This is a genomic window from Micromonospora sp. NBC_00898 (assembly GCF_045207895.1).
GTDB lineage: Bacteria > Actinomycetota > Actinomycetes > Mycobacteriales > Micromonosporaceae > Micromonospora.
Genome location: NZ_CP108775.1, coordinates 5102383 through 5115366, shown reverse-complemented (window position 1 = coordinate 5115366; position 12984 = coordinate 5102383). Strand labels below are relative to the sequence as shown.

Sequence of the window (12984 nt, the reverse complement as noted above, 5' to 3'; positions counted from 1 at the left end):
CACCGACGTTACCGACTGACCCGCGGCGGCGGGTCCTCGGCACGTCGACGCCGCCGCCAGAGCAGGAAACCCCCGCTCGCCGCCACCAGCACGCCCAGCGTGGCCAGACCGCGGGCCGTCCGGTTGTTGTCGCCGTCCGACGCCGGCTCCGCGGCGGTCGTCGTGGTCGGCGCGCTCGCGGCCACGGATTCGAAGCCGAGCGGGGGTACGTCCGCCGTCAGGGCCGCGACAAGGTCGATGACGCCGTAGCCATACTCGTCGTCCCGGCCCGGTGGGCCCTTGTCGATCGCGGTCGCGGTGAGCCGATGCGCAACTTCTTGGGCGGGGAGGTTCGGATACTTCGAGCGGATAAGGGCGGCCGCTCCAGCCACGATCGCTGTAGCGCTCGATGTGCCGGTGCCCTTCGCATATCTACCTTCGTAACTTGTGCTGTAGATGTCAACAGCCGGGGCGGCGAGGTCTATCTCAGGTCCAGTGACTGATATGGCAGCATGGTTCCCTCTGCTATCAATGCCACCGACCGCAATCACTCCTCTCTCGCTCGCGGGATAACCAACTCTCGACTCATCTGATGAGTTGCCGGCGGCTGCAACCAAGACGATGTTGGCAGAAATCGCCGCATTTACAGCCTGGATAAGTCGTGAGGTCGATCCGCCGCTACTAGAGATGCTGATGACATCTGCCTCATGTGCAGTGGCATATTCGATACCTGCGGCCAGGTCGTCTGCTGTGCCGAGGTTATCCGCACGGGAAGACCTTATGGGTAAGATCTTTGCCTGAGGGGCGATGCCTAGTGCGCCGGTATCTGCGGTGCGGCCGTGGGCGGCGATCAATCCAGCCATGCTTGTGCCGTGGCTGTTTTTGTCCTGTCGACCGTCGCCTGTGTTTCCCGCGACGGTGTCGGTGCCCGGTAGGAGATTAGCGCGGAGGTCCGGGTGCGGATCAACGCCGGTGTCGGGAACGGCTACGACAACACCTTCGCCTCGACTGATCTCGTTCGCTTCACTGACTCTCAGGTAGCGAAGATGCCACTGATCGGCCCTGATTCGAGTGGACCCATCCGATCCTGGATCTGCGCTCGCCGGAGAAGTTAGCAACGCGCATATTGCTGCGACAGCGATCGTCCCTGCTACGGCGTCACGATGAAGGGCCATCACCGGTCAAAGCCGATTACGGGTCCCGGGTCCACAGGTCCCGCTTCGTCCGGCGGACGAACTACCGGGTCCACGCCTTGGTCTGTCTCCCATGGATCGTCCGGATCCCAACGGCGCGATTGGTCCCCCGGCTCATGGCCACCTCGGCGCCCGGGAAGGCCGCTCAGCCCGGCGGTGTTGCCCATGCCGGGAGAGCCGCCAATTGGGGGCAGCCCGTGGGTGCCGCTGAATTGTGAGGCTCGTGCACCACCAGGGCGAGACCCTGCAGCACCAGTTGGGGCTGTTCCAGCGCCACCGCCTCCGATGACACCGCCGGTCGGGTTGACCCGGCGTGGGGGAGTAGAGCCACCTGGCTGACCGAGTCCCATGCCAGGCGTGCCACCGATCAAACCGCCTGGTGGCATCGGCCGTGGTGGAGTTGGCGGGGTCGCGTGCGGCAGGCCATCAGAGCTTCCCCCTAGGCCTCGGGTGGAAGGCCCCACTTGCCCACGCGGCGGCGGAGCTGGTCCTTGACCGCTTCCTGTGGCAGGAGGAAGTGTGGGTGATAGCCCGGTTCCGAAGCCAGGGGTCCGTGCTGGCGGCGCAGGTGGCGTCACGCCCGGCAGGCTGGGGCTGGTGGGTGTCGGTGCAAGCCCATGGCCGGCTCCCCCTAGCACTGGGCCGGTCCCGGAAACAGGGCCGACGGAGGGTGCAGTCGGGGAAGGGACCGGCCGTGAGGCCGTCGAGGGCCTGGTGCTTCTTGGCGTGGCGCCAGATGCGGGCACAGGCACAGGCACGATTGGCGGGATGACGGGCGCAGCTGTTGCCCCGCCATATACGTCGGGATCGTTGGGTTGGCGTCCCGGCCGGAGTGACGGCGGGGGTTGGCGAAGCATTACCTGGGCCTGTTGGAGTTCGCCGCTGAGCCCCGTCATCAGGCCCCGCGCCTGGACGTTCAGCCGCTCCAGCTCCGCGTCGGTCACGGGCGGCTGGTCCGGCAGCCGGCTTCCGGCCACCGCCTTCGGGTCGGCGATCGTCGCCTCGTACGCCCGCTTCTGCTGGAGCTTGGTCGCGTACTCCTGGTAGAGCGGTTCAAGCTCGGCGCGGGTGCTGCCGATGGCGCGGGTGGCGGCGGCCAGTGCGTCGTAGTTCGCGGCGGCCGCGTCGTGGGTGTGCTGCACCTTGTCGATGAGCTGGTCCAGCTCGCCGATGTACGCGCGGGCGGCGGCATTGGTCTCCGGCGGCCACGCCGCGGCGAGCCCGCGTCGGTATTCCCGGAGGCGGCTCAGGTGGGTGAGGGCGAGGTCGCAGACCTTGCGCCAGCCGGCGACCTGCTTCCAGTGCCCGGCGGTGTCGTGGTCCCGGACGCAGGCCCACATGCTGAGCACGTCCATCAGGCGCCAGTCGGTGAGGCCGGACGTCCGGCCGCTGCCCCGCTCGATCACGGCAGCACCACCCGCCCGCTCTGCGACCCGGTCGGATCGGGGAGCGCGGGCAGGGGGCGTGCCGTCGTCACGGATGGACCGGCCAGGGCGCGTTCGACATCGGCCACCCGGGCGGACGAGAACGCGTCCGAGTCGGCGTAGTGAGCGGCGATCCTGCCGGCCGCCGCGGCCAGCCGGCCGGTTGCGGGGGCCATGCCCCAGACCACCTCGGCGGTGGCCTGCTGGGTTTCGTGGTGCGCCTGCAGGAACTGCACCAGCTCGACGAACGCGTCGGCCGGGTTGGGGATGGGGGCCTTCATGTCGTCCGCGATGTACGACAGGTGGGGGGCGTAGTTCCGTTCGACCTCGGCCTGGAGCCGGTCGGCGAACTCGCGCATCTGTCGGATGTCGGCCTCGATGCCGGCGTAGTCACGCAGCCAGCCCGCCGGCCGGTCCTCCTCGGGGATCATCGGCCCTCCTGCCAGTCACCGCACCGTTTCCCTGAGTGAGGTTAGTGGCTGTGCCGCGATCTCGGCAGTCCCGACAAAATTCTCCCAGCTCAGGACCGCCGTACCCGGGGAAAGGTCAGCGGGGGAGGCCGGAGGTGCGCCACGCGCCGGGTCCGGCGACGGGCGTCGCGCCGGCCGGCCGGCCGCTGCGCGCCCAAGCCGAGACGGCGACCGGCGCGGGGGCGGCGGTCGGGCGGGTCCGGGCGACGATGGCGCCGACGAGGGCGGCCAGTTCCTCGGCGGTCGGCACGCCGCGGACGATCCGGAACAGCGGCTCTTCGGCAGACATGACCTCAGGGTACGCGTCCAGAACTTGACCTTCGCCGCACAGTGGCGTGCCGGCGGTGTGAGGGTCGCGCCTGCCGGGTACCGTCTCACCGATGTCGAACGCGCTTCCCCAACTCGTCGCCGACCGGTACCGGCTCATTTCGCCGCTCGGCCAGGGCGGCATGGGTCGGGTGTGGAAGGCGCGCGACGAGGTGCTGCACCGGGACGTCGCCATCAAGGAACTCGTCCCGCCGCCCAGCCTCACCCCGGAGGAGCGCCGCGAGATGCGGGAACGTTCCCTGCGGGAGGCGCGGGCCATCGCCCGGCTCAACAACGTCAACGTGGTCCGCATCTTCGACGTGCTACGCACCGACGGCGACCCGTGGATCGTCATGGAGTACGTGCCGTCCAAGTCGTTGCAGGACACTCTCGCCGAGGACGGCCCGGTGTCGTCGGCCAAGGCGATCGAGATCGGCCTCGGGGTGCTGGGCGCGCTGAAGGCCGCGCACAAGGCCGGCGTGATGCACCGGGACGTCAAGCCGGGCAACGTGCTGCTCGGGGATGACGGCCGGGTGGTGTTGACCGACTTCGGGCTGGCCACCATTCCTGGCGACCCGAACGTCACCCGTACCGGCATGGTCCTCGGCTCGCCTGCGTACATCGCGCCGGAGCGGGCGAAGGACGGCACCGCCGGGCCGGAGGCCGACCTCTGGTCGCTGGGCGCGACCCTCTACGCGGCCGTGGAGGGCAAGTCGCCGTACGCGCGGCCGTCCGCGATCGCCACCCTGGCCGCGCTGGCCACCGAGCCGATGCCGCCGCCGAAGAACGCCGGGCCGCTCAAGCCGGTCCTCAACGGCCTGCTCCGCAAGGACCCGGCGGAGCGGATGACCGCCGAGGTGGCCGAGCGTCTGCTCCGCAAGGCAGGCGGCAAGCGCGCCAAGGGCATCTCGCTGCTGGACGGCGTACGCCGGCCGGGGCCGAACGGTCCGCGCGAGCCGCGCCCGCCGTTGGTGCCCGCGCCGCGCCCGGCCGCCGTGGGCGCCGACCGGCCAGCCACCGCGCCGGCCCCGCGCAAGCCTGACCTGGGTACGGCCGCTGCCGCCGCCGCGGGGGCCGGGCTCGCGATCGACGCCGCCAACCCGACCGCCGGGTTGGACGCCGCGCCGACCGCCAGGGTCGACCCGCCGGTGTCCACTCCGGACGCCGAGCCGACCGCGCAGGTCGAGGCGCCGGCGCTCGCCCTCGACGAGACCCGCGTGGACGGGCCGCCGCCCGTCGCCGACGACACCCGTGTGGACGCGCCGGCGGCCATCTCCGACGATGAAACCCGGGTCGACGCGCCACCGCCGCACAGGCCGGCGAACCCGACCTCGGTCATGCCGGCGCCGATGAGCCCGGCGCCGTCGACCGGCCGGGCTGCCGTCGTTCCCGGCACGAAGCCGGACCACAAGCGGCGCAACCTGCTGATCGGCGCGCTGGTCGCGCTCCTGCTGGTCGGGATCGTGGTGGCCGTGCCGCTGCTCAACGGCGACGACAACGGCAACGGGGGTCAGCAGGCCGGCGCCGCCAACTCCGCGGCGTCGCAGGCGCCGCCGGCCGGGCCGAGTGACGCACCGACCTCGGCCGCCCCGACCAGCGCCACCCCCAGCCCGTCGGCGTCCGCTTCGCCCTCCGGCGCCGCCAGCACGCTGCCCGCCGGTTGGCGCTACTACCGGGGCCCGAACGGCTTCCAGGTCCCGCTCCCGGACGGATGGCGGAGCACCAACGGCCGGAACTCGGTCACGTTCTCCGATCCGGGCAGCCTGCGGAGGCTGTACGTCCAGTGGACCGACTCGCCGAAGCCGGATGCTGTCGCGGACTGGAAGAGCCAGGAATCGTCGCGCAAGAATTACGTCAGCAACTACCGGTACATCGGCATCACCCGCTGCGACGCCTACCGGACCTGCGCCGACTGGGACTGGCTGGAGACTCGGGACGGCACCCGGATCCATGTCCGCAACCGCGGCATCGCCACCGCCAGCAACCGGGGCTACGCCCTTCGCTGGGAGGTTCCGGCGAGCGACTGGGACGCCAACCTCGCCAACTTCGACGTCATCGCCAAGGGCTTCAAGCCGGACCGGCGGAACTGACCCGGCGGACTTCCCGCCGCTGCAAAAGTGATTCGCATGGCCTTCCGTCTAACGGGGTATTGATCCCGCGACGACGGAAGGAGGTACGACATGAGTTACCGACGCAGGGACACCCGGCCCCGGCTGGCACTGTGGATGCTGGTCGCGCTCGGGGACATCGTCCTGCTGCTGGTGAGCGCCGGCGTCCCCGCGCTGGTCGCGCTGCTCGGTGTCGTGGCCGTTACCGTCGCAGGGGTGGCCGCCTGGCGGCTGACGCGGCGGAGCGCCCTGGCCGGAGAGGGTGCGGCCACCGTGCCGGTCGCCGCCCGACGGAGGGCTTGACCGACACAGGGACGACGGTGGCGGCGGCCGGACCAGCTATCGACCGGGGGTGATAGCCGATCCCGCTGCCGCCGACCTGTCTTCAGGGAATCACGTGTTGTTGGCGAGGGCGATCAACCGCGTCCGGTCGCCGTTCCAGTAGTTGCGGTCGACGTTGCCGCTGATCCCGGAGACGCTGCCGGTGCTGGTGTACTGCCAGAAGCTCCAGACCGGCGCGCCGGCCGGGAGGGCGCCGGGCGTGCTCGACCAGCGGGCCAGCCAGAGCGGGTGGTTGGCCCACGGGCCGGTCCAACTGCCGGTGCACTGGTTCCACCAGCTCGTGGTGGTGTAGATGACCGCGTACCGGCTGGTGCGGGACTTGTAGGTGTTGAGGAAGTCCTGGATCCAGTTCCGCATCCCGGTGGTGCTCAGGCCGTAGCAGTAGCCGCCGCTGTACGGGTTGGCCTCGATGTCGAGCGCAGCGGGCAGGGTCCGGCTGTCGGCCGACCACGCGCCGCCGTTGCTGGCCAGGTAGTTGGCCTGGGTGGCGCCGGAGGAGATGTTCGGCCGGGCGAAGTGGTACGCCCCGCGGATCACGCCGGCGTTGTACGCGTTCACGTAGTTGGCGTTGAAGTTGGCGTCCTTGTAGCTCGTGCCCTCGGTGGCCTTGATGAAGGCGAACTGGATGCCCGCGTTGCGGACGCTCGTCCAGTTGATCGTGCCCTGGTAGCGCGAGACGTCGATGCCGGGCGTGGTGGCCGCGGCGGCCGGTCCGGCGGTCGCGACGAGGGCCGCGACCGCGGTGGCGACGACAGTGAGGCCGGCGGCGAGGAGCCGGCGTACGGAGAGTCTGGTACGGGCCATTGATGCCTCCAGGGACGTCGATCGATTGACGCCTATCTTTGGAGGTAACTGCCCTAGATCACAAGAGTGTCTAAGGAAATCTTCATAGGTGATCGTCGTCGCCGAGGTGGCTGTTCGGTGACGGTCAGCGGAGGGTGGCGGGGTCGATCTCCCAGCGGAAGGGATCGGTGACGGTCAGCGTCTCGCCGGCCTTGGCCACCCGGTCCTCGACGTAGTGCGTGCCGTCGAGCCGGTACAGCCGGAGCGAGTGGCTGTCGCCGTCCTGCTCGACCAGCAGGTACCACGGGATCCGGGCGATCGCGTAGAGCTGCATCTTGAGTACCCGGTCGGCGGCGGCGTTGCCCGGGGACACGATCTCACCGACGAGGAGCACCCGGTCGGCGTCGAGAAAAGTGCCCTCGTCGTCGGCGTCGGTCACGACCAGATCCGGAATGACGATCCGGTCCACACCGAGCCGGACGTTGATGGCGTCGTAGACCGACAATCCTCGAGGCTCTGCCGACGCCTCGACGCTGTTCGCCAGTCGACGCGTCACCCGCTGGTGCCGTCGGCTCGGGGCAGGACTCACGAGCAAGCTCCCGTCGAGCAGTTCGATCCGGTCCGACGTCTCGCCCAGAGCGAGGTAGTCGGCCTCCGTCCAGAGGCCGACGTGGTGTTCCAGGGGAGCCGCGCTCACCGGCGTCCACCTCCCGCTCCGATCGCCACCTGGTCAGTCTCACACGATACGGCTCAGCGTCCGTCGAACGACACAGCTCAAGCCGGTAGGCTCCCCGCCCATGCCCCTGATCGACGGCCTGACCACCCTCTGGGACAAGCTGCTCGGCGCACAGCCCGACCCCCCGCCACTACTCGTCCTGCTCACCGCAGCCGTGGCGCTGGTGGTCGTCGCCACTCGGCTGCCCTGGCGGATCGCCCGCAACGCGGTCACCATCGCGCACGAGGGCGGGCACGCCCTGGTGGCGCTGCTGACCGGCCGGAAGCTGCGCGGCATCCGGCTGCACTCCGACACCTCCGGACTCACCCTCTCCGCCGGGCGGCCCACCGGCCCGGGGATGATCCTCACCCTGCTCGCCGGGTACGTCGCCCCCTCGCTGGTCGGCCTGGCCGGCGCCTGGCTGCTCGCCGGCAACCGGATCACCCTGCTGCTCTGGGTCGCCGTGGCGCTGCTGCTGGCCATGCTGGTGCTGATCCGCAACGTCTTCGGCGTGCTGTCGCTGCTGGTCACCGGTGGCGTGGTGCTCGCCGTCTCCTGGTACGCCTCCCCGCAGGTGCAGGCCGCCTTCGCCTGGACCTCCGTGTGGTTCCTGCTCCTCGGCGGCGTACGGCCGGTGGTGGAGCTGCAACGGCTGCGCAGCCGGGGCCGGATGCCGGAGTCCGACGCCGACCAGCTCGCCCGGCTGACGCCGTTCCCGGCGCTGTTCTGGGTGACCGTCTTCGCGCTGATCAGCCTGGCCGCCCTCGGCGTCGGCGCGCTGCTGCTCGCCGGCCCGATCCTGACCGACGCCGGCCTCACGATCTGAGGGGAGCACGGCGATCCGAGGGGCAGCCACCATCCGGACCGGCGACTAGGCTGCGCCGGCATGGACGAGGTGACCGCCCGGAACCGGGCCGCGTACGACCGGATCGCCGAGGACTTCGCCGCCCGTAACCCCGACGTGCCCGCCCCCTACCTGGCATTCGCCGACGAGTTCCAGCGGCGGGCCGACGGGCCGCTGCTCGACCTGGGCTGCGGCCCGGGCCGGGACCTCGCCTTCTGGGCCGGACGGGGAGTGGCGGCGGTCGGGCTGGACCTGTCGGCGGCGATGTTGCGGGCCGCGCGTACCCGGGTGCCGGTCCCGCTCGTGCAGGGTGACCTGCTCCGGCTGCCGTTCCGGGGCGCGGTCCTCGGCGGGGTCTGGTGTTCGGCCGCGCTGCTGCACCTGCCCAAGGCGGCCGCCCCGGCGGCGCTGGCGGATCTGCGCCGGGTGCTGCGGCCGGGCGGTCCGCTGCTGCTCAGCCTTCAGGAGGGCGACGGGGAGTCCTGGCAGCGGTGGCCCGGTGAGGACGCCGACCGGTTCTTCGCCCGGTACCGCGCCGAGGAGGTCGACCAGTTGCTGGCCGGGGCCGGGTTCACCCTGCTCCGGCGGGAACGCGACGTCAGCCCGCCCGACAAACGGTGGCTCTGCCACCTCGCCGTCGCACGGTGATCCGGCGACGGGCAGAATCGGACAGATGCGATACGTGATCATCGGGGCGGGCGCGGTCGGCGGCACCATCGGCGTACGGCTGGCCGACGCCGGCCGCGACGTGACGCTGGTGGCCCGCGGCGCGCACCTGGACGCGATCCGGGACCGGGGGCTGACCCTGCGCTCACCGGACGGGACGGTGACCTGGCGCGGGCCGGCCACCGACGGGCCGCCGGCGGAGCCGCTGCCGGTCGACACCGTGCTGGTGCTGACCGTGAAGTCGCAGGACACCGAGGCGGCGCTGGCCGCCTGGGTGGACACCCCCGTCGACGGCGGCGGTACGGCGGGGGAGCGGTTGCCGCTGCTCCTCGCCCAGAACGGGGTGGCCAACGAGCGGGCCGCTTTGCGGCTCTTCGCCCGGGTGCATCCGGTCTGCGTCTGGCTGCCCGCCACCCACCTGGAGCCCGGTGTGGTCGTCGCCAACGGTTACCCGCATCCGGGGATGCTGCACCTGGGCCGCTACCCGTCCGGGGCGGACGACACCAGCCGGGCCGTCGCCGCCGCCCTGACCGCCGCCGGGTTCGTCGCCCCGGTCCGCGACGACGTGATGCGCTGGAAGTACGGCAAGCTGCTCGGCAACCTCGGTAACGGCCTGCAGGCGCTGCTCGGCCGGGACGTGCCGGAGGCCCTCGCCGAGCGGGTCCGGGCCGAGGGGGTCGCGGCGCTCGCCGCCGCCGGGATCGCGCACACCTCGCCGGAGGAGGAGGCGGCCGAGCGCGGCGACCAGGTCCGGCACCGGCCGGTCGACGGCGCGGAGCGGGCCGGTGGCTCCACCTGGCAGAGCCTGGCCCGAGGCGCCGGCTCGGCCGAGGCCGACCACCTCAACGGCGAAGTCGTGCTGCTGGGCCGGCTGCACGGCGTACCGACGCCGGCGAACGCGGGCGTCCAGCTCGCCGTCCGCCGCGCGGTGCGCGAGCGGATCCCGGCCGGGAGCTTCCCCCGCGTCGAGCTGGAGAAATTGGTCGGCTGACCGGGCAACCGCGCACCCGCCGCCAGGCGTGTCCCCTGCGAACACGGGGAGGTGGCAGGTGCCCGACAGCTCTGAATTCGACGAGTTCTACCGGGGCAGCCGACAACGGCTGCTCGGCTTCGTCTACGTGCTCACCGGTGACCTGGCCGAGGCGCAGGACGCCGTGCAGGAGGCGTACATCCGGGCCTGGCAGCGCTGGTCGACGGTGCGTGGGTACGACGACCCGGAGGCGTGGGTCCGGGTGGTGGCCAGCCGCGTCGCGGTGAGCCGGTGGCGCAGCCTGCGCAGCCGGGCCCGGGCGTACCTGCGGCACGGGGCGCCGGAGAGCGTGCCCGCACCGAGCACGGAGACGCTGGAGGTGGTGGCCGCGCTGCGCCGGCTGCCCGAGGCCCAGCGCACCGCCATCGCCCTGCACTACCTGCTTGGCATGCCGGTGGTCGAGGTGGCTCGGGAGACCGAAGCGCCGGTGGGCACCGTCAAGGCCCGGCTGTCCCGGGGGCGGGCCGCGCTCGCCGGGCTGCTCGCCGTCGTGGATCTCGTGGAGGAGGAGGCCGCAGATGCGTGACGACGTGACGTTCGTCGAACTGGTGCACCGGGACCTGCGTGAGGTCCGCTGGCCCGAGCCGGCCGAGATCCGGGCGCGGGCCCGGGGCCGCAGCCGACGTACGGCGGTGACGGCGGCCGTAGCGGTGCTGGTGCTCGCCTCGGTCTCCACCGCCGCCGTCGGCCGGGCCGTGGCGCCCGCGTCACCGCCGGCCGCCACTGCCGGCGAACACGCCGAGATCCCGGTGGAGGCGATGCTGGCACCGGCCGACGTACCGGCGAAGAGCGACGAGCGACTCGGCGATACGGGCCTCGGTGAGCGGGTCCGGGTCGACGACGTCCTCGGGAGCTGCGGGCAGCAGCGAGGGCTGCTGGAGGACCAGGCGGTGTCGCGCTACTCCCGGTCGCAGACCCTGATCGGTAGCGAGACGGTGGAGGGATTCGCCCCCTACCGGAGGCCGGTCATCAGCCAGGACGTCTACCGGCTGGAGGCCGGGGCGGCGGGCCGGGTCTTCGCCGACCTCGACCGGCTGGTGGTGGGCTGCACGGACTGGCGGGAGGTGAGCACGGTGCAGGCGGAGCAGGGGACCGTCACCACCACGGTCGTGCACCGGTGGACGGTGGCGGCGAGCGGCTTCGCCGGCGACCAGGCGATCCTGCTCCGGCACACCGTGTCCGTGCCGCCGGACGGGAAGACGGGCAAACCGGGCGGTATCCCGCCCTGGCCGGAGCACACGCTGATCGTCCGGGTCGGAGACCTGGTCACGGTCCTGGTGCCGGGCGAGCCCCTGCGTCTCGGCGTGCCGGGAAACAAGGTGACCGAGGCGCAACTGCTCGACGTGGCCCGCGCCGCGGCCCGCCGGATGTGTGCCGCCGCGAACCCCGGCTGCTGACGCGCCGAGGCCCCCGCTGGACGTCCGGCGGGGGCCTCGGCGGAGACCGCTACAGCGGGATGTTGCCGTGCTTCTTCGGGGGCAGGGTCTCCCGCTTGGTACGCAGCACCCGCAGCGCCCGGACGACCTGGGTCCGCGTCTCGTGCGGCGGGATCACCGAGTCGACGTACCCGCGCTCGGCGGCGATGTACGGGTTGGCCAGGGTGTCCTCGTACTCGGCGATCTTCTCGGCCCGGACGGCGGCCGGGTCGTCGGCGTTCGCCAGGTCCGAGCGGTAGAGGATGTTCACCGCGCCCTGCGCGCCCATCACCGCGATCTGCGCGGTCGGCCAGGCGAAGTTCAGGTCCGCGCCGAGGTGCTTGGAGCCCATCACGTCGTACGCGCCGCCGTACGCCTTGCGGGTGATCACGGTGACCTTCGGGACGGTGGCCTCGGCGTACGCGTAGATGAGCTTCGCGCCGCGGCGGATGATGCCGTCCCACTCCTGCCCGGTGCCGGGAAGGAAGCCGGGGACGTCCACGAAGGTCAGGACCGGGATGTTGAACGCGTCGCAGGTGCGCACGAACCGGGCCGCCTTCTCCGACGCGGCGATGTCCAGCGTGCCGGCGAAGTGCATCGGCTGGTTGGCTACCACGCCGACCGGGCGACCCTCGATCCGGCCGAAGCCGACCACCAGGTTCTGCGCGTAGAGCGGCTGGACCTCCAGGAACTCCCCGTCGTCCAGGACGTGCTCGATGACCCGGTGGATGTCGTACGGCTGGTTCGCCGAGTCCGGGATCAGCGTGTCCAGTTCCCGGTCGGAGTCGGTGATGTCGAGGTCCGCCGGGGCCTCGTACACCACCGGCTCGTCCAGGTTGTTCGACGGCAGGTACGACAGCAGCGCCTTGACGTACTCGATCGCGTCCTCCTCGTCGCTGCCGAGGTAGTGCGCGTTGCCGCTGCGCGCGTTGTGGGTGCGCGCGCCGCCCAGTTCCTCCATCCCGACGTCCTCGCCGGTGACCGTCTTGATCACGTCGGGGCCGGTGATGAACATGTGCGAGGTCTGGTCGACCATCACGGTGAAGTCGGTGACCGCCGGGGAGTAGACCGCGCCGCCCGCGCACGGGCCCATGATCAGCGAGATCTGTGGGATGACGCCGCTGGCCCGGACGTTGCGGAAGAAGATCTCGCCGTAGAGGCCCAGCGAGGCCACACCCTCCTGGATGCGGGCGCCGCCGGAGTCGTTGATGCCGACGACCGGGCAGCCGATCTTCATGGCCAGGTCCATCACCTTGACGATCTTCTCGCCGAAGACCTCGCCGAGGGAGCCGCCGAAGACGGTGAAGTCCTGCGCGAAGACGCAGACCTGCCGGCCGTCCACGGTGCCGTAGCCGGTCACCACGCCGTCGCCGTACGGGCGGGTCCGGTCCAGCCCGAAGTTGGTGGACCGGTGCCGGGCGAGCTCGTCCAGCTCGACGAAGGAACCCTCGTCGAGCAGCATCTCGATGCGCTCCCGCGCGGTCTTCTTGCCCCTCGCGTGCTGCTTCTCGACCGCGCGCGCCGACCCGGCGTGCACCGCCTCGTCGACCCGACGTTCCAGGTCCGCCAGCTTGCCCGCGGTGCTGTGGATGTTGATCCCGGTCTCGGTAGTCACCCAGGGAATATAACGATGGTTCAGGTGGGCGCCGCTGTGCAGTGCGCCTCACCGGGTTCCTGACGGCATCCGGCCGACGCCTCGAGGCCGGGGC

Annotated in this window: 13 protein-coding genes; 7 read left to right on the top strand and 6 right to left on the bottom strand. The window is 71.5% G+C overall.

Going from position 1 to position 12984, the window contains the following annotated elements:
• Window positions 1-8 precede the first annotated feature (8 nt).
• The 3 genes from mycP to OG799_RS24790 all read right to left on the bottom strand — a co-directional run bounded on the left by mycP (window position 9) and on the right by OG799_RS24790 (window position 3355).
• Window positions 9-1154 (bottom strand): type VII secretion-associated serine protease mycosin, encoded by a 1146-nt coding sequence (gene mycP / locus OG799_RS24800; protein ID WP_406046394.1) that lies wholly within the window; start codon window positions 1152-1154, stop codon window positions 9-11.
• Between the two features lie 1420 nt (window positions 1155-2574).
• On the bottom strand, window positions 2575-3027 hold the full coding sequence (locus OG799_RS24795) for a hypothetical protein (RefSeq protein ID WP_406038019.1): 453 nt from the start codon (window positions 3025-3027) through the stop codon (window positions 2575-2577).
• Window positions 3028-3142: 115 nt separating this feature from the next.
• On the bottom strand, window positions 3143-3355 hold the full coding sequence (locus OG799_RS24790) for an acyl-CoA carboxylase subunit epsilon (protein WP_406038018.1): 213 nt from the start codon (window positions 3353-3355) through the stop codon (window positions 3143-3145).
• Between the two features lie 91 nt (window positions 3356-3446).
• On the opposite strand from OG799_RS24790, the gene OG799_RS24785 reads away from it, so the two are divergent.
• Both OG799_RS24785 and OG799_RS24780 read left to right on the top strand, forming a co-directional pair.
• Window positions 3447-5462, top strand: coding sequence for a protein kinase domain-containing protein (locus tag OG799_RS24785; RefSeq protein WP_406038016.1), 2016 nt, complete (start codon window positions 3447-3449; stop codon window positions 5460-5462).
• A gap of 90 nt (window positions 5463-5552) precedes the next feature.
• Window positions 5553-5783, top strand: coding sequence for a hypothetical protein (locus OG799_RS24780; RefSeq protein WP_406038014.1), 231 nt, complete (start codon window positions 5553-5555; stop codon window positions 5781-5783).
• A 90-nt stretch (window positions 5784-5873) separates the two neighbouring features.
• Here OG799_RS24780 and OG799_RS24775 read toward each other — a convergent pair whose 3' ends face one another.
• Together OG799_RS24775 and OG799_RS24770 are read right to left on the bottom strand one after the other, a co-directional pair.
• A complete protein-coding gene (locus tag OG799_RS24775) occupies window positions 5874-6626 on the bottom strand; it encodes a GH25 family lysozyme (protein ID WP_406038012.1) in 753 nt (250 codons plus the stop codon).
• Between the two features lie 124 nt (window positions 6627-6750).
• Complete coding sequence (locus OG799_RS24770) at window positions 6751-7302, bottom strand: Uma2 family endonuclease (protein ID WP_406038010.1); 552 nt, start codon at window positions 7300-7302, stop codon at window positions 6751-6753.
• A 100-nt stretch (window positions 7303-7402) separates the two neighbouring features.
• Between OG799_RS24770 and OG799_RS24765 the strand changes: the two genes are divergently transcribed.
• The 5 genes from OG799_RS24765 to OG799_RS24745 are packed head-to-tail and all read left to right on the top strand — an operon-like array spanning window position 7403 to window position 11257.
• On the top strand, window positions 7403-8146 hold the full coding sequence (locus OG799_RS24765; RefSeq protein WP_406038008.1) for a M50 family metallopeptidase: 744 nt from the start codon (window positions 7403-7405) through the stop codon (window positions 8144-8146).
• Between the two features lie 60 nt (window positions 8147-8206).
• On the top strand, window positions 8207-8812 hold the full coding sequence (locus OG799_RS24760; protein ID WP_406038006.1) for a class I SAM-dependent methyltransferase: 606 nt from the start codon (window positions 8207-8209) through the stop codon (window positions 8810-8812).
• 25 nt (window positions 8813-8837) lie between these two features.
• On the top strand, window positions 8838-9821 hold the full coding sequence (locus tag OG799_RS24755) for a ketopantoate reductase family protein (protein ID WP_406038004.1): 984 nt from the start codon (window positions 8838-8840) through the stop codon (window positions 9819-9821).
• Between the two features lie 58 nt (window positions 9822-9879).
• Entirely contained in the window at window positions 9880-10386 is a 507-nt protein-coding gene (locus tag OG799_RS24750) for a SigE family RNA polymerase sigma factor (protein WP_406038002.1), read from the top strand.
• Complete coding sequence (locus tag OG799_RS24745) at window positions 10379-11257, top strand: hypothetical protein (protein ID WP_406038000.1); 879 nt, start codon at window positions 10379-10381, stop codon at window positions 11255-11257. The genes OG799_RS24750 and OG799_RS24745 overlap by 8 nt, the downstream gene beginning before the upstream one ends.
• A 49-nt stretch (window positions 11258-11306) precedes the next feature.
• Here the strand turns inward: OG799_RS24745 and OG799_RS24740 are convergent, their stop codons facing one another.
• On the bottom strand, window positions 11307-12890 hold the full coding sequence (locus OG799_RS24740; RefSeq protein ID WP_406037998.1) for an acyl-CoA carboxylase subunit beta: 1584 nt from the start codon (window positions 12888-12890) through the stop codon (window positions 11307-11309).
• Window positions 12891-12984 lie beyond the last annotated feature (94 nt).